The 15,927-nt window shown below is 38.9% G+C and carries 19 protein-coding genes; 18 read left to right on the top strand and 1 reads right to left on the bottom strand.

Annotated elements, in window-relative coordinates:
- Window positions 1–4 precede the first annotated feature (4 nt).
- The 4 genes from fabD (at window position 5) to rnc (ending at window position 3,304) form a co-directional block, all read left to right on the top strand.
- The gene (gene fabD, locus SAY88_RS07730) at window positions 5–955 is read left to right on the top strand and encodes an ACP S-malonyltransferase (RefSeq protein WP_332630696.1); all 951 of its coding nucleotides are present in this window, start codon (window positions 5–7) and stop codon (window positions 953–955) included.
- Window positions 955–1,695, top strand: a complete 741-nt coding sequence (fabG, locus tag SAY88_RS07725; protein ID WP_332630743.1) for a 3-oxoacyl-[acyl-carrier-protein] reductase — start codon at window positions 955–957, stop codon at window positions 1,693–1,695. The genes fabD and fabG overlap by 1 nt, the downstream gene beginning before the upstream one ends.
- A 460-nt stretch (window positions 1,696–2,155) precedes the next feature.
- Window positions 2,156–2,389, top strand: coding sequence for an acyl carrier protein (gene acpP / locus SAY88_RS07720; protein ID WP_034740877.1), 234 nt, complete (start codon window positions 2,156–2,158; stop codon window positions 2,387–2,389).
- Between the two features lie 192 nt (window positions 2,390–2,581).
- Window positions 2,582–3,304 (top strand): ribonuclease III, encoded by a 723-nt coding sequence (rnc, locus tag SAY88_RS07715; RefSeq protein ID WP_250095584.1) that lies wholly within the window; start codon window positions 2,582–2,584, stop codon window positions 3,302–3,304.
- An 81-nt stretch (window positions 3,305–3,385) separates the two neighbouring features.
- On the opposite strand, the gene SAY88_RS07710 is transcribed toward rnc, so the two are convergent.
- Window positions 3,386–3,607, bottom strand: a complete 222-nt coding sequence (locus SAY88_RS07710; protein ID WP_250095360.1) for a DUF1128 domain-containing protein — start codon at window positions 3,605–3,607, stop codon at window positions 3,386–3,388.
- A gap of 135 nt (window positions 3,608–3,742) precedes the next feature.
- Here SAY88_RS07710 and smc point away from each other — a divergent pair, with 135 nt between their 5' ends.
- The 14 genes from smc to SAY88_RS07640 all read left to right on the top strand — a co-directional run bounded on the left by smc (window position 3,743) and on the right by SAY88_RS07640 (window position 15,914).
- On the top strand, window positions 3,743–7,312 hold the full coding sequence (gene smc / locus SAY88_RS07705) for a chromosome segregation protein SMC (RefSeq protein ID WP_332630693.1): 3,570 nt from the start codon (window positions 3,743–3,745) through the stop codon (window positions 7,310–7,312).
- A gap of 51 nt (window positions 7,313–7,363) precedes the next feature.
- A complete protein-coding gene (gene ftsY, locus SAY88_RS07700; RefSeq protein ID WP_250095362.1) occupies window positions 7,364–8,356 on the top strand; it encodes a signal recognition particle-docking protein FtsY in 993 nt (330 codons plus the stop codon).
- 231 nt (window positions 8,357–8,587) lie between these two features.
- Window positions 8,588–8,896 (top strand): putative DNA-binding protein, encoded by a 309-nt coding sequence (locus tag SAY88_RS07695; protein ID WP_420842480.1) that lies wholly within the window; start codon window positions 8,588–8,590, stop codon window positions 8,894–8,896.
- Window positions 8,897–8,907: 11 nt separating this feature from the next.
- Complete coding sequence (ffh, locus tag SAY88_RS07690) at window positions 8,908–10,263, top strand: signal recognition particle protein (RefSeq protein WP_332630691.1); 1,356 nt, start codon at window positions 8,908–8,910, stop codon at window positions 10,261–10,263.
- An 87-nt stretch (window positions 10,264–10,350) separates the two neighbouring features.
- Window positions 10,351–10,623: a 30S ribosomal protein S16 gene (gene rpsP / locus SAY88_RS07685; protein ID WP_034629696.1), complete on the top strand. Its 273-nt coding sequence runs from the start codon at window positions 10,351–10,353 to the stop codon at window positions 10,621–10,623.
- A 144-nt stretch (window positions 10,624–10,767) separates the two neighbouring features.
- Complete coding sequence (locus tag SAY88_RS07680) at window positions 10,768–10,992, top strand: KH domain-containing protein (RefSeq protein WP_332630689.1); 225 nt, start codon at window positions 10,768–10,770, stop codon at window positions 10,990–10,992.
- A gap of 161 nt (window positions 10,993–11,153) precedes the next feature.
- Window positions 11,154–11,567: a YlqD family protein gene (locus SAY88_RS07675; RefSeq protein ID WP_332630687.1), complete on the top strand. Its 414-nt coding sequence runs from the start codon at window positions 11,154–11,156 to the stop codon at window positions 11,565–11,567.
- Window positions 11,560–12,078, top strand: a complete 519-nt coding sequence (gene rimM / locus SAY88_RS07670; protein ID WP_332630742.1) for a ribosome maturation factor RimM — start codon at window positions 11,560–11,562, stop codon at window positions 12,076–12,078. The genes SAY88_RS07675 and rimM overlap by 8 nt, the downstream gene beginning before the upstream one ends.
- A complete protein-coding gene (gene trmD, locus SAY88_RS07665; protein WP_332630686.1) occupies window positions 12,075–12,809 on the top strand; it encodes a tRNA (guanosine(37)-N1)-methyltransferase TrmD in 735 nt (244 codons plus the stop codon). Before rimM ends, trmD begins: the two co-directional genes overlap by 4 nt.
- 123 nt (window positions 12,810–12,932) lie before the next feature.
- A complete protein-coding gene (gene rplS / locus SAY88_RS07660) occupies window positions 12,933–13,277 on the top strand; it encodes a 50S ribosomal protein L19 (protein ID WP_034629686.1) in 345 nt (114 codons plus the stop codon).
- A 168-nt stretch (window positions 13,278–13,445) separates the two neighbouring features.
- A complete protein-coding gene (gene lepB / locus SAY88_RS07655) occupies window positions 13,446–13,979 on the top strand; it encodes a signal peptidase I (RefSeq protein ID WP_332630684.1) in 534 nt (177 codons plus the stop codon).
- 13 nt (window positions 13,980–13,992) lie between these two features.
- On the top strand, window positions 13,993–14,853 hold the full coding sequence (gene ylqF / locus SAY88_RS07650; protein ID WP_332630683.1) for a ribosome biogenesis GTPase YlqF: 861 nt from the start codon (window positions 13,993–13,995) through the stop codon (window positions 14,851–14,853).
- A gap of 128 nt (window positions 14,854–14,981) precedes the next feature.
- The gene (gene rnhB, locus SAY88_RS07645) at window positions 14,982–15,749 is read left to right on the top strand and encodes a ribonuclease HII (protein ID WP_431308846.1); all 768 of its coding nucleotides are present in this window, start codon (window positions 14,982–14,984) and stop codon (window positions 15,747–15,749) included.
- The gene (locus SAY88_RS07640; protein WP_332630680.1) at window positions 15,750–15,914 is read left to right on the top strand and encodes an EscU/YscU/HrcU family type III secretion system export apparatus switch protein; all 165 of its coding nucleotides are present in this window, start codon (window positions 15,750–15,752) and stop codon (window positions 15,912–15,914) included.
- Window positions 15,915–15,927 lie beyond the last annotated feature (13 nt).

Raw genomic sequence — 15,927 nt, 5'->3', positions numbered from 1 at the left:
ACCTGTGCCAAAAATAGCTTTTTTATTTCCAGGACAAGGGTCTCAAGCTGTTGGAATGGGGCAAGAATTAATTAATGAGGAACAAGTAAGTCAAGCGATATTTGAACGTGCTGATCAAAAATTAGGATACTCATTATCTGAGATTATGCTTAATGGGCCTGAAGAAACGCTAAAACGTACGGAGAACACGCAGCCAGCATTAGTAACAATGAGTACGGCGGTACTTGAGCTCTTACATAAAGAGAACATTAAGCCTGATTTTGTAGCTGGGCATAGTTTAGGTGAATATAGTGCATTGGTTGCAGCAGGTGCGATGTCATTTGAAGATGCTGTATTTGCTGTAAGGAATCGTGGTTTATTTATGGAGGAAGCTGTTCCTTTCGGAGAAGGAGCTATGGCTGCCGTTCTTGGATTAGAAAGTAGCGTTCTTGGTGAAGTTTGCTCTAGTGTAAACCTTGAAACATCAGAAACTGCTGAACTTGCAAACTTAAACTGTCCAGGTCAAATTGTCATTTCCGGATCAGCAAAAGGAGTAGAGCTTGCTTCAGAAAAAGCAAAAGAAGCTGGAGCAAAAAGAGTGATTCCACTTCAAGTTAGTGGACCGTTTCATTCGAGTTTAATGAAGCCAGCAGCTGAGAAACTACAAACGATTCTTGGACAACTAACGGTTACAGACGCTTCCATTCCTGTTATTGCTAATGTATCAGCTAAAGGGGTGCAAGATGCAACGCAAATAAGAGAAAATTTAATTGAACAAGTGTATTCTCCAGTCCTTTGGGAAGATACAATTCGGACGCTTCTTGCAGAAGGAGTAGATTTGTTTGTAGAAGTGGGATCTGGTAACGTCTTATCAGGTCTTGTCCGTAAAGTAGAAAGAAGAGCCAAGGTGGTTGCTGTGAGTAACCGAGAAGGAGTGTTAAAAGTGAAAGAAATGTTAGAAGGGGTGACAGAATGATGTTACAAGGGAAAACGGCTATCGTTACGGGGGCTTCTCGTGGAATCGGACGAGCAACTGCTATTGAATTAGGTCGTAACGGGGCCAATGTAGTTGTCAATTATGCAGGTAGTCAGGAACGAGCTGAGCAAGTCGTTGCTGAAATAAAAGCATTTGGAGTAGACGCACTAGCTGTTCAGGCTGATGTTGCCAATGCTGAACAAGTGCAAGCAATGGTGAAGGAAACGATTGATGCATTTGGGCGTGTTGATATTCTCGTTAACAATGCAGGGATCACAAAAGATAATTTGATCATGAGAATGAAAGAAGACGAATGGGATGCGGTTATTAATACGAACTTAAAAGGCGTCTTTAATTGTGGAAAGGCTGTTACAAGACAAATGATGAAACAGCGCTATGGTCGTATTATTAATGTAGCATCAGTTGTCGGAGTTCTTGGAAATGCAGGACAAGCCAATTATGTGGCAGCCAAAGCGGGTGTCATTGGTCTTACAAAAACAATGGCAAGAGAACTTGCCAACCGCAATATTCATGTGAATGCAGTTGCACCTGGTTTTATTGAAACCGATATGACAGATGAGCTTGGCGAAGACATGAAAGGTCAACTTCTTTCACAAATTCCTCTTGCAACTTTAGGGAAGCCGGAAAGTATCGCCAACGTCATTCGTTTCCTAGCAAGCCCAGATGCCGACTACATGACAGGCCAAACCCTCCATGTAGATGGAGGAATGGTGATGTAGAGTTTAAATAAAAAGGGCGAATTTACCCTTTTTATTTAAACTCGAAGCAATGGTCAAGCCGCCGTAATGTTTTAAGCCTTTAGGAGCGGGTTTCTCCTAAAGGCGCACGGCGAGTGGAGCCATCGCAAGCATGATCGCACGAATAAGTTTAAAGGGAGCTTTTCCCTTTTGTAAACATGAAGCAATGATTCAAGCCGCCGTAATGTTTTAGCCTTTAGGAGTGGGTTTCTCCTAAAAGGCGCACGGCGAGAGAAGCCATCGCAAACGTGTTCGCACGGTTACGGGTAAGGATAGTTTTCCTCTTGAAAAAACTCAAGGCAAGAGTACTCTCCTTATTTTATAACAAACTTATAAATTTCAGGTTGACAGAAAGGGAGTTCATCGGTAAACTTTTCCTAGCCTTCAACACTAGCTTAAACATTTTAAGTTAGGTTAATTTTTGAGAGGAGGTGAACGAAACATGGCAGATACATTATCACGTGTTACGAAAATCGTTGTTGATCGTCTAGGTGTGGAAGAAGCAGAAGTGAAACCAGAAGCTTCTTTTAAGGATGATTTAGGGGCTGATTCATTAGATGTTGTTGAACTAGTTATGGAACTTGAAGATGAGTTTGATCTAGAAATCTCTGATGAGGAAGCGGAGAAAATTTCAACTGTAGCTGATGTAGTTGATTACATAAACAGCCGTCAGTAAGAAGAGAGTCCCATATGCTTTTGCCATGTGGGACTTGCTTTTCAATTTATTACATGGCCAATGAATTGTCTCATACAGTCAAGCGTTGGTTGCTAATTAATGATGTTGGAGGTAGCTATGCCACAATCTTCGAAATATCACCGAAAGTCGAAGTCCCATTATTCAAATGATCGAAGACGGGGAAATCGAAAGATGATTCTTACTGAAGAACAGAAAAAAAAGTTTGATGATTTAATGCAACGAACTGAGTTGACTTTTGAAAACAAAAAGCTACTTATTCAAGCTTTCACCCATTCATCCTATGTGAATGAGCACCGAATCTATTCTTTTCAAGATAATGAACGATTAGAGTTTCTTGGAGACGCCGTCCTTGAACTTTCTGTCTCGCAATTTTTATTTAAGAAATTCAAGACGATGAGTGAAGGGGATATGACAAAGTTACGTGCATCTATTGTCTGCGAACCTTCCCTTGCACAATTTGCTCAAGAGTTACACTTTGGCGAGATCGTCTTGCTTGGCAAGGGAGAAGAAATGACAGGCGGACGCGCTAGACCTGCTTTATTAGCAGATGTTTTTGAAGCGTTTATAGGTGCTCTTTATCTTGATCAAGGATTGGATTCAGTTTTCAAATTCTTGAATGATACGATGTATCCAAAAATTAATGATGGTGCTTTTTCTCATATGATGGATTTCAAAAGTCAGCTTCAAGAGTTCATTCAACGAGATAACCTGGGACAAATACAATACATCATTGTACAGGAACGAGGGCCTGCGCATAATCGAGAGTTTGTCTCAGAAGTGCAATTGAATGAATCTGCTCTTGGGATTGGTACAGGACGTTCAAAGAAAGAAGCGGAGCAACATGCTGCTCAACAAGCTTTAATGAAGTTAAGTGAGCAAGAGAAGCTAAAATAAAAAAATGTCCTCTCATGAACATAATCGAGAGGACATTTTTTTGTAGATGAAAATCTCTACTATTAGTCGAAATAGCGCAATTTATTTACGGAGTTTTCCTAATTCAGTGACAATTGCATCGAGCTCACTGACAGAGAAGGAAGATTTTTTTTGAATCATTTCATAAATATCGCGAAGCTCTTCGTACTGTTCGGTATCAAAGCTTTTGGAATTTAAGGCAGCTGCATTTACGATTTGTAACTTGTTTTTAATTTCCTCAATCATAAATTCAATATTATCGCGTGTGTTTGCATCTAAATTCATTTACTTATTTCACCCCTATGATGGTTTATGTATGTATCGTATCATAGACTTACCTGTTTGTCCTGTCCATCTGTAATAAAGGCACAGGCTGTGGTAAAATAGGTAAGTTGTTAATTAAAGTAAGGGGGAAGGAATATGTTCCTCAAGCGACTTGAAGTCGTTGGGTTCAAATCTTTTGCTGAACAAATCAATATTGATTTTGTACCAGGGGTTACAGCAGTGGTTGGACCAAATGGAAGTGGGAAAAGTAACATATCAGATAGCATCAGATGGGTGCTAGGTGAACAATCTGCGAAATCATTACGAGGATCAAAAATGGAAGATATTATTTTTGCTGGTAGTGATAGTAGGAAGCCATTAAACTACGCAGAAGTTAGTCTTATTTTAGATAATGAAGATCAGCATCTTTCAATAGATTATAGCGAAGTTAGTGTGACGAGGAGAGTTTATCGTTCGGGTGAAAGTGAATACTTGATTAATAAGCAAGCTTGCCGACTTAAAGATATCGTTGATTTATTTCTTGATTCAGGTTTAGGGAGAGAAGCTTATTCGATTATTGGTCAAGGAAAAGTAGAAGAGATTTTAAGCAATAAAGCTGAAGATCGTCGTGTGATTTTTGAAGAAGCAGCAGGTGTATTAAAATACAAAACAAGAAAAGTGAAAGCTGAAAAGCGATTGCACGAAACACAGGAAAATCTACACCGTGTAGAAGATATTTTGCATGAATTAGAAGGCCAAGTAGAGCCATTAGAAATTCAAGCTTCGATTGCTAAGGATTATTTACATAAACGCGATGAGTTAAAAGAAGTGGATATTGCTTTATTAGTACATGAAATAGATGAATTGCATGAAACTTGGACGTTTGAGAAAGAAAAGCTCCAGAATCTTTTACTAACATATGAGGAGCGACAAAAAAATCTTGAAGAGATGGAACAATTACGAATTTCGTTGCGTGAGAAAACGAGTCGGTTATCATCTCAATTTACAAAGTTGCAAGAGGAATTACTCTATGCAAGTGAAGAGCTTGAGAAGAGTGAAGGGAAACGAGAGGTGTTAAAAGAACGGAAAAAGAATGCTTCTCAAAACAAAGAGCAGCTCAAACGTTCGATCAATGATAAAACATCACAGTTAGAAAAGATTCTTGTTGAGTGGCAAAGTGAACAGGTTGCTCTAAAAGATGCACGACAGAAGTTATCTGCATTAAAAGAGGCGGTTGAAAAAAAGCAACAAGTTGTCGAACGTTCGGTTACGGATGTAGAAGAAGAAATTGATCAACTTAAGGCAGATTATATTGAAGTTTTAAATGAACAGGCGAGCATTCGTAATGAAAGACGTTATTTAGAAGAACAATTACAAATGCAAGAGGCAAGGCAGAATCGGCTATTAGTAGAAAATGAAGATCTACTCTCAACGCGAGAGGAACTTCTGACAAATCTTGAATCGGCTAAGAAAGAAGCTTCTTTGGAAGAAAGAGCTCTTGAAAAAATAGGTGAGGAATATCGAAGTTTGCTAAGGACCTATGAACAAGAGAAAGAGCGATATCAGAAGAAAGAAACAAAATTATATGAAACGTATCAAATGACACAGAAAATTCAATCTCGAGCCGATGTGTTGGAAGAAATGCAAGCAGATTTTTCCGGTTTCTTTCATGGTGTCAAAGAAGTATTAAAAGCAAGAGACGGTAAGTTAAAAGGTGTGGTAGGTGCTGTAGCAGAACTGATCCAAGTTCCAAAGGAATATGAAACGGCGATTGAAATTGCGTTAGGAGGTGCTTCTCAGCATATCGTAATGGAATCAGAGGCAGATGCAAGGCTAGCAATTCAATTTTTAAAACAAAATCGAATTGGCCGAGCAACCTTTTTGCCATTACCCGTAATTAAGCCTAAAGCAATCGCTGAATTTCAACTAAATCAACTTGCTAAACATTCTGCATTTGTCGGCGTTGCAGCCTCGCTGCTTTCCTATGAAAAGACGTATGAATCAGTTATTTCTAATCTACTTGGAAACGTGATTATCGCGAGTACTCTTCAAGGAGCAAATGAATTGGCCAAGATCTCCGGACACAGGTTACGAATTGTCACCCTTGAAGGTGATGTCGTTAATCCTGGTGGGTCAATGACAGGTGGTTCAGTAAAGCAAAAACAGACGCCGCTATTAGGTCGTAAAAGAGAGCTTGAAGATTTAAAAGAAAAACTACAAAAACTTAACAGTGTGACGGTGAAGCTTGAGGGTGAAGTAAGAGAATTAAAGCAAATGCGTGCTCAAAAAGAGCAAGCTTTAGAAGAGCTTCGAACGAAGGGTGAAAATGCTAGACATGCTGTTCAAGAAGCAAAGTCAACAGTTCGTGAACTCGAACGAGAGGTGGAACGATCCCAAGATCAATTCTCTCGTTTTGATCGAGATAAAGTAGGATATTCAGAGGAGATTAAGCGTCTGAAAAACCGGTTGTCAGAGCTTGAGGAATCTTCTGAAATCGCATCGGAACAAGGTGCTGAATTAGAAAATCAAGTAAAATACCTTGAACAGCAGCAATTAGAACAGCGAAAGTCAAGAGAAAATCTCCAAGAAGAATTGATTCAAGAGAAGATTGATTTAGCTACGGCAAAAGAAAGGTTTCATTCAGTCGAAGCGCGCTCAAAACAACTGACGTTAACAAAATCCAGGTTAGAAGATGAACTTAATGAACTTAAGGATCATTTTGAATTACTAGTTGGTGAAATGTCCGACCGTTCAAACGGAGAAACTAGCCTTGATGCCAGAATTGAAGAAGGTCGTAAACAAAAAGAAACCTTAACAAATGCCATTTCCAAAATGAAGAGTGAGCGTGAGGAAGTAGAATTGGCTTACGCTGAACTTGAGCACACGTTGAAAGTTCAGCAAACGGAACATGTAACTCTCTCTGACGAATGTCGTAAAATTGAGGTAAAAGTGAACCGAATGGATGTTGAGCTAGATAATCGGTTAACACATCTTCGTGAAGAGTATGAGCTTTCTTTTCAAGCAGCAAAAGAAAAATATGAGCTTACGATGCCTTCTGAAGAAGCGCGAACAAAAGTGAAGTTAATTAAATTAGCAATCGAAGAACTAGGAACGGTCAATTTAGGTGCTATCGAAGAGTATGAGCGAGTTCGAGAGAGATTTGAATTTTTAACAGAACAACAGAAGGACTTACTTACTGCTAAAACTACTTTGCATGATGTGATTGCAGAAATGGATACAGAAATGACCAAAAGGTTCCATGATTCTTATGTTCAAATTCGCGCTCATTTCCAAACTGTTTTTAGGGAATTGTTCGGTGGAGGTCAAGCTGATTTAGTATTAACAGATCCTGATAACCTGTTGGAAACAGGAGTTGAAATTCTTGCAAAACCACCGGGGAAAAAAATGCAAAACTTAGCCCTCTTATCTGGTGGAGAGCGTTCACTTACGGCGATTGGTTTACTTTTTGCTATATTAAAAGTCCGTCCTGTTCCGTTTTGTGTATTGGATGAGGTGGAAGCAGCTCTTGATGAGGCAAATGTTAGTCGATTTGCGAATTTCTTAAAAGACTTCAGTGAAGCTACTCAGTTTATCGTGATTACTCATCGAAAAGGAACGATGGAAGAAGCAGACGTACTGTATGGCGTCACGATGCAAGAGTCAGGTGTATCACGTCTAGTTTCAGTCAGGTTAGAAGAAACAAAAGAATTGTTAACACAAGAATAAGAACGCAGCTTTATTTATAAATACAAAAAATATATAAGGTAAGGTGAAAATATGAGTTTCTTTAAAAAATTAAAAGAGAAAATCACTAGTCAAACGACTGAAGTTACGGACAAGTTTAAAGAAGGACTTGAGAAAACTCGTGATTCATTTGTTGGACGCATGAATGAACTTGTTTATAAATATCGTAAAGTCGATGAAGACTTTTTTGAGGAATTAGAAGAATTATTAATTAGTTCCGACGTTGGTGTGACGACTGTTATGGAATTAATTGATCAATTAAAAGATGAAGTTCGCTTACGAAATATTAAAGATACAAAAGAAATTCAGCCTGTCATTTCAGAGAAACTTGCTGAGTTATTAGAAAAAGAGGGCGATGATACAAGTTTAAACATTCAAGAAAATGGGATGACGGTTATTTTGGTTGTAGGCGTAAATGGAGTAGGGAAAACAACATCAATAGGTAAATTAGCTCATCACCTTAAGCAGGAAGGTAAATCTGTTATGATGGCAGCAGGTGATACGTTCCGTGCAGGAGCTATTGAACAGCTTGAAGTATGGGGAGAGCGTGTAGGGGTTGATGTTATTAAGCAGCAAGAGGGATCGGATCCAGCTGCTGTTATGTATGATGCCTTACAAGCCGCGAAATCACGTAACATCGATGTTCTGTTATGTGATACAGCTGGGCGCCTTCAGAATAAAGTGAATTTAATGAATGAATTAGAAAAGGTAAAGCGTGTCATCGAACGCGAGGTTCCAGGAGCACCGCATGAAGTGTTGCTCGTTCTAGATGCAACAACAGGACAAAATGCAATGTCACAAGCAAAGACATTCGGTAAAGCTACTAACGTCTCAGGGATTGTTTTGACAAAGCTTGACGGAACAGCTAAGGGGGGAATTGTACTAGCGATTCGTCATGAACTAGATATTCCTGTTAAGTTTGTTGGTTTAGGTGAACAGATGGATGATCTTCAAGCGTTTGATGCAGAACAATTTGTTTATGGATTATTCCGTGAATTAGTCGAAGCAGAAGAGGTAGAAGAATAACCAGTTAGTTATCCTAGAGACCGTACAATTATAAGTGCGGTTCTCGTTTTATAACATAAATATCTATGATTTTTTAAGGGATCTGGGGCTACAGCTGATAGAAGCTTTTGTTATTGAAATGTAATGTTAAGAAAAAAACTTGACACTTAAACCTAGATGTTGTAACATGATATCTCGTAAAGGGAAATCACTTAACAAGGGGTTGGTTGTGTGTTAGATAAGACGTTTAGAATGAATTATCTTTTTGACTTCTATCAGTCGTTGCTAACACAGAAACAACGAAAATATATGTCATTGTATTATCTTGATGATTTCTCGTTAGGTGAGATTGCTGAGGAGTTTGAAGTTAGTCGCCAAGCCGTATATGATAACATTAAGCGAACAGAAGCAATGTTAGAAGATTACGAAAAGAAGTTGATGCTTTTATCGAAATTCGAGAAGCGTACAGAGCTTTTAACTCAAATGAAATCGGCAGTTGAAGAAAACGCGACTCCTGAAGAGATCATGTCACTGCTTGACTCTCTTGAGAAATTAGACTAGGAGGCGACAACATGGCATTTGAAGGTTTAGCGGAACGACTGCAAGGGACGTTAACCAAAATTCGTGGAAAAGGAAAAGTTAGCGAGACTGATGTGAAAGAAATGATGCGTGAAGTTCGACTTGCTTTACTGGAAGCGGATGTTAACTTTAAAGTTGTTAAACAATTCATTGCAAGTGTGAAAGAAAAAGCACTTGGGCAAGAAGTGATGAAAAGTTTAACGCCTGGACAACAAGTCATTAAAGTTGTTAACGAAGAGTTAACAGCATTAATGGGAGGAGAACAAAGCAAAATTGCTGTTGCGCCGAAGTCGCCAACGGTCGTTATGATGGTCGGGCTTCAAGGTGCTGGTAAGACAACAACTACAGCAAAACTTGCTAATCACTTACGTAAGAAACATAACAGACAGCCGCTGCTCGTTGCTGCTGATATATACCGACCTGCTGCAATTAAGCAGTTAGAGACGTTAGGAAAGCAACTAAATATGCCTGTCTTTTCACTTGGTGATCAAGTAAGTCCGGTAGAGATTGCAAAGAAAGCAATTGAGAAGGCAAAAGAAGATCATCATGATTATGTTTTAATTGATACAGCGGGTCGTCTGCATATAGACGAAACTCTTATGGATGAGTTAAGGCAAGTAAAAGAAATAGCTAAACCTGATGAGATTTTACTTGTTGTCGATGCAATGACAGGACAAGATGCTGTAAATGTTGCAGAAAGTTTTAACGAACAACTTGATGTAACAGGGGTAGTTCTAACAAAGCTTGATGGTGACACTCGTGGTGGTGCTGCCATTTCAGTTAAAGCTGTTACGAATACGCCAATTAAATTTGCGGGTATGGGAGAGAAAATCGACCAACTCGAACCATTCCATCCAGATCGCATGGCGTCAAGGATTCTAGGGATGGGTGATGTCCTCTCGCTTATTGAAAAAGCACAAACGAGTGTCGATGAAGAAAAAGCTCGTGAGCTTGAGAAGAAAATGCGTACAATGGATTTTACATTTGACGATTTCTTAGAGCAGTTAGATCAAGTTCGTAATATGGGTCCACTAGATGAGTTACTTAATATGATGCCAGGTATGAACAAAAAAGGCATGAAAGATTTAAAAGTTGACGACAAACAAATTGGCAAAGTCGAAGCGATTGTTCGTTCGATGACTAAGAAAGAAAAACAGGACCCAAGTATTATGAACGCGAGCAGACGTCGTCGGATTGCGAAAGGGAGCGGGACAACAATACAAGATGTGAACCGTCTTTTGAAGCAATTTGAGGATATGAAGAAAATGATGAAGCAAATGACCGGTATGACCTCTGGTAAAGGAAAGAAAAGAGGGAAAGGTCTTGGAGGTTTTAAACTTCCATTTTAACTTGAAATCCATTTTTCTAGTTGAAAGCTAGAAAAATTGATGATATTATAAACTATTGTGTTGAATATTTTTGGAGGTGTCCCACGAATGGCAGTAAAAATTCGTTTAAAGCGTATGGGTTCTAAGAAGGCCCCATTTTATCGTGTAGTAGTAGCAGATTCTCGCGCACCGCGTGATGGTCGTTTCATCGAGGAGATTGGAACGTACAACCCATTAACTCAACCGGCTAAGGTTGACATTGCTGAAGAGAAAGCACTTGACTGGATGTTAAAAGGTGCAAAGCCTTCTGATACAGTTCGTAACCTTTTCTCTAAAGAAGGTTTAATGGAAAAGTTACACAACGCAAAGAACCAGAAGTAATAAAATAGGAACCCAAAAGTTGTTGCTTTTGGGTTCTTATTGTAAGCAATGAGGAAGCCGCTGCAAAGTTCTTAGCTTTGAATAAGTTTGCAGAGCAGAGCCATTGCCTCTCCCTTTTTGATGACGTATTAAAAGGAGAATTAGATGAAAGCGTTAGTTGAGCACATTGTAAAAGCACTTGTCGATCAGCCTGATTTTGTTCAAGTTGAAGAAGTAGAAGAGGGACAAACCCTTAACTTACGATTAACCGTTCATCCTGACGATATGGGGAAGGTCATAGGGAAGCAAGGTCGAACCGTTAAAGCGATTCGTTCGGTGTTGTACGCCGCAGCACCATCGCAACGGGTACGATTAGACATCGTGGATTAGTAACGCAGTGAAAGGGTGAGGGATTAACCTCTCCCTTTTTCTATTATATAAATATTGAAATAGTGAGTATTTCTTGTTGTCTAGAGTAGGTTTTAGAAATGAAGTCTTTCTAACATAGTAAGTCACCTGCAATATATCATACGTTATTTCAGGGGTGCTAGATGAAACTATTACGTAAAATTGTTATAAAACAAGTGTTGACAGAAACAAAAAAGGCAGTGATGGTAACTAAATTTCAAGAGGAATTCACGCAATGCAAACGTGAAGTCGAACAGATGAAATTTCTTTTACATAAAGCAATAAGAGAATCAACTAGTAAGAATGAACAACAAGAAATACGTGCACGATATATGAAAGAAATAGAGAAACGAGAAGAAACTGCTCGGAGTATCTCTTTTAAAATCGAGCAGTTGGATAAACTAGAAATTGGAACAGAAATTCCTGATGGAACAGCAGAAGGTATTATTGAGATAAGAGAAGGAGACTCTTGGCCAAACTTAGAGCAAACTCCTGAGATTATCGTAAAAGATGGTGTTATTCAAGAAATTCGAGAAAGTAGGAATAATGATGACTGATTGGTTTAAAGTTGGGAAAATTGTCAACACGCACGGTGTAAGAGGAGAAGTTCGTGTCATTTCTTCAACGGACTTTGCCGAGGAGCGATATACGGTTGGAACGGAGTTAATGATTAAAGACGAAAATGGGAATCAGGAAGTGGTTGTTGTTCGTCATCACCGCCCTCATAAAAATTTTGATTTGCTTCAATTTGAAGGATTCCATTCCATTAATGATGTAGAACGGTTCAAGGGTTCCACGCTATACGTTTCTGAAGAATATTTAGAGGAACTAGAAGAAAATGAATTTTACTATCATGAAATTATTGGTTGTACCGTCATAACTGAATCAGGGGAAGAGCTTGGTAAGGTAAAAGAAATCTTTGCAACTGGTGCAAATGATGTTTGGGTAATACAACGATTAGGTGGAGGGAAAGATATATTGCTCCCGTATATTGAAGACGTTGTAAAAGATATAGATGTAGATAAAAAAGTTATCCGTGTTCATGTGCTAGAAGGGTTACTAGAATGAGAATAGATGTTTTAACACTGTTTCCTGAAATGTTTACGAATGTTTTTGGTTCCTCCATATTAAAGCATGCACAAGAGTCAGGTATTGTTCAATATCGGGCTGTTGATTTTAGGGATTATGCTGATAACAAGCACCGTAAAGTGGACGATTATCCGTATGGCGGCGGAGCGGGAATGGTCTTACGAGCGCAACCATTATTTGATGCTGTTGACGACTTAATAAAAGACGAGAAGAAGAGACCAAGGGTTGTTTTACTCTGCCCGCAGGGGGAACGATATTCTCAAAAAAAGGCCGAACAATTTAGTAAAGAGGATCATCTCATTCTTCTTTGTGGGCATTATGAAGGTTATGACGAGCGGGTGAGGGAGTATCTTGTTACTGATGAAGTATCTATTGGTGATTATGTATTAACTGGTGGCGAGCTTGGGGCAATGGTAATAGCAGATAGTGTTACTAGGTTATTACCAGGTGTGCTTGGAAATGCGGAATCAGCCATTACTGATTCATTTTCAACTGGCTTACTTGAGCATCCGCATTATACTAGACCGGCAGACTTTCGTGGAATGAAAGTTCCTGAGATCCTTTTGTCAGGGCATCATAAGAATATCGAGAATTGGCGTTCGCGTGAATCTCTTAAAAGAACTTGGGAAAGACGACCTGACCTACTAGAAGGAACAGCTTTGAGTGAGAAGGAACAAAAGTGGTTAGATGAATTTACTAGAAAAGAGTAAATAAAACTTGTGAACAGTGATCAGATATGATAATATAGATCTTGTGGCTTAAGGCCTGTTATTACGATGTTCCGCTGTAGTATAAAACTGACAAGAGCATCTGTATGGAAGGAGTGGAATTATATGAACAACATTATCCGTGAAATTACTAGTGAGCAACTACGTAGTGATCTTCCAGCGTTTCGCCCTGGTGACACTTTAGTTATCCACGTTAAAGTTGTTGAGGGAACTCGTGAGCGTATTCAGTTATTCGAAGGCGTTGTTATTAAGCGTCGTGGTACTGGAATCAGCGAAACTTTCACAGCGCGTAAGATTTCGTACGGTGTAGGAGTTGAGCGTACATTCCCATTACATTCACCAAAGATCGCTAAGATCGAAGTGAAGCGTCGCGGTAAAGTACGTCGTGCTAAACTTTACTACCTACGTAGCCTACGTGGTAAAAAAGCTCGTATTAAAGAAATTCGATAAAGAGCGAGGAAAAGAGCTTAGGAAACTAAGCTCTTTTTTAAATGAAACAAGCTTTTTCCAAATAGACATCTTATTCACTCCGAATATGATAGATAAAAACGACATCTAAACGTAGATGTGGTAAACTAATGCTTATGATTGTGATTTGTTACATATGGGGGCGTTAGCATGAGTAAGGAGAAGAAAGAATCATGGGAGTGGCTGAAAGCGGTCGTTATAGCACTTGTCCTTGCATTTGTTATTCGCCATTTCTTATTTGCTCCAGTTATTGTTGATGGAGAATCCATGATGCCAACTCTTGAACATACTGATAGAATGATTGTTAATAAAATAAGTTACACTTTTGGTTCTCCGGAACGGTTTGATATTATTGTATTCCATGCACCCGCTGGAAAAGATTATATAAAACGCGTCATAGGCTTGCCTGGAGATGTAATTGAATATAGGAATGATACACTCTATGTAAATGGAGAAGCAATAGATGAGCCTCATTTAGATGAATTAAAGCTAGCATCAACTGGGGAACGAGTTACAAGAGATTTTCAAGCAATTACGGTTCCTGAAAATGAGCTATTTGTTCTTGGGGATAACCGTGGTCGGAGTAAAGATAGCCGCGATATTGGAACGATTCATATTGATGAAGTAATTGGGAAAGCTAATGTAGTGTTCTGGCCTGTTTCTAATATTCGCATTGCCAAATAGGAAGGTGAAAGTTGTGACGATTCAATGGTTTCCTGGCCATATGGCCAAAGCAAGAAGAGAAGTCACCGAAAAGTTAAAATTTATTGATGTAGTAATTGAACTCCTTGATGCAAGAGTCCCATTAGCTTCACGTAATCCGATGATTGATGAGATTGTTTCACATAAGCCAAGGTTAATTTTACTTAACAAAGCGGACTTAGCCGACCATTCGGTGACGGAAAAGTGGAAAGCGTACTTTGAGGAAAAAGGTGCTATGGTTCTTGCTGTTAATGCGCAAACAGGGAAAGGAACAGAAAAGATACCTAATGCGTGTAAGCAGTTAGCAAAGCCAATCATTGATAAAATGATTTCAAAAGGAATGAAACCAAGAGCGGTTCGAGCAATGATTTTAGGGATCCCGAATGTTGGGAAATCGACACTTATTAATCGATTAGCTTCCAAACGAACTGCACAAGTCGGGGATCGTCCTGGTGTGACAAAAAAACAACAATGGATAAAAGTAGGGAAAGAATTAGAACTACTTGATACGCCAGGAATTTTGTGGCCTAAATTTGAGGATCAAATCATTGGCTATCGCTTAGCAGCAACTGGGGCGATTAAAGATGAATTATTAGATTTTCAGGATATTGCTTTATTTATATTAAATTATTTAAAGGATCATTATCCGACATCCGTTCAAGAACGTTATAAATTAGATCATGTACCAGATGATGGTTTGGCCCTTTTTGACGAAATTGGAAAGAAGCGAGGGTGCTTGTTAGGTGGCGGATATGTAGATTATGATAAGGCTGCTGAAATCATCTTAAGAGAGATGCGTTCCGGTACGTTAGGGAGAATTTCGCTAGAACAACCAGAAATAATGGTGAGCCGGTGATCGAGCCAATTAGGCTTTATGATCGGCTTTTTTTATTTGGCTTGTAGGATGAAGAAAGAAAAGAACAATAGATCATTTTTTTCTGTATAGGTTGATGAGATGATCCGAAATAATAATTAGAGGTGAATATATTGAACGTTTCCGTGAAAGAGCTAGAAGAGAAATTATTACATAGAAGAGAAATAGATGACGCTACGATTGAAATGTTAAAAAAGGATGAGCGTAAAGGAGTTCAAAGGTTACTAAAACGCTATGAAACAATGAAACAGAAAGAATTAGCGTTAGAACAAATGCATCTACAAATGACTGAATATGAATCCAATTTACGAAAAGAAGGATTTGTACATATTGCAGGATTAGACGAGGTAGGTCGCGGTCCGTTAGCTGGTCCAGTCGTAGCGGCTGCTGTGATTTTACCTTCTGACTTTAAATTACTTGGCTTAACTGACTCGAAGAAATTATCAAAGGAAAAGCGTGACATGTTCTTTGACGTGATCACAAATGAAGCAATTGCTTATTCAATACAAATGGTACATGCAGCTGAAATAGATGAGATCAACATTTATGAATCTACCAAACTAGCCATGTCAAGAGCAGTTAAAGAAATGAATTGTCAACCGGATCATTTATTACTTGACGCGATGAAACTGGATCTGCCTATCGGACAAACGTCGATCATTAAAGGGGATCAAAAAAGTCTGACAATTGCTGCTAGCTCTGTTTTGGCCAAAGTAACAAGAGATCGTTACATGGAGGAAGTGGCTCGTGAATTTCCTGGCTATGGATTTAGTAATCATGTTGGATACGGGACCAAACAGCACCTTGATGCCATATCTAAATTAGGAGTTACAAGGGAACACCGTAAATCTTTTAAGCCAATAGCAGAAGTCGTTTAATTGCCATGGACGGATCGACTTGAAGTTACACTATCTATACAAGAGGATACTTCTTTAGTCGAATTGTTAGCTGAGCTTGAAGTGAAACAATCAATTCCTTTTGAACTATATGAAATAGTTGCAGAGATCTTTGCTTTTGTTTATAAAATTGATCGAAATGGATAGAAGCTAGCATTGG

The organism is Halalkalibacter flavus (assembly GCF_036663575.1).
GTDB lineage: Bacteria > Bacillota > Bacilli > Bacillales > Bacillaceae_D > Halalkalibacter > Halalkalibacter flavus.
The sequence above is the reverse complement of the archived record's forward strand: the minus strand, read 5'-3'. Positions and strand labels throughout refer to the sequence as shown.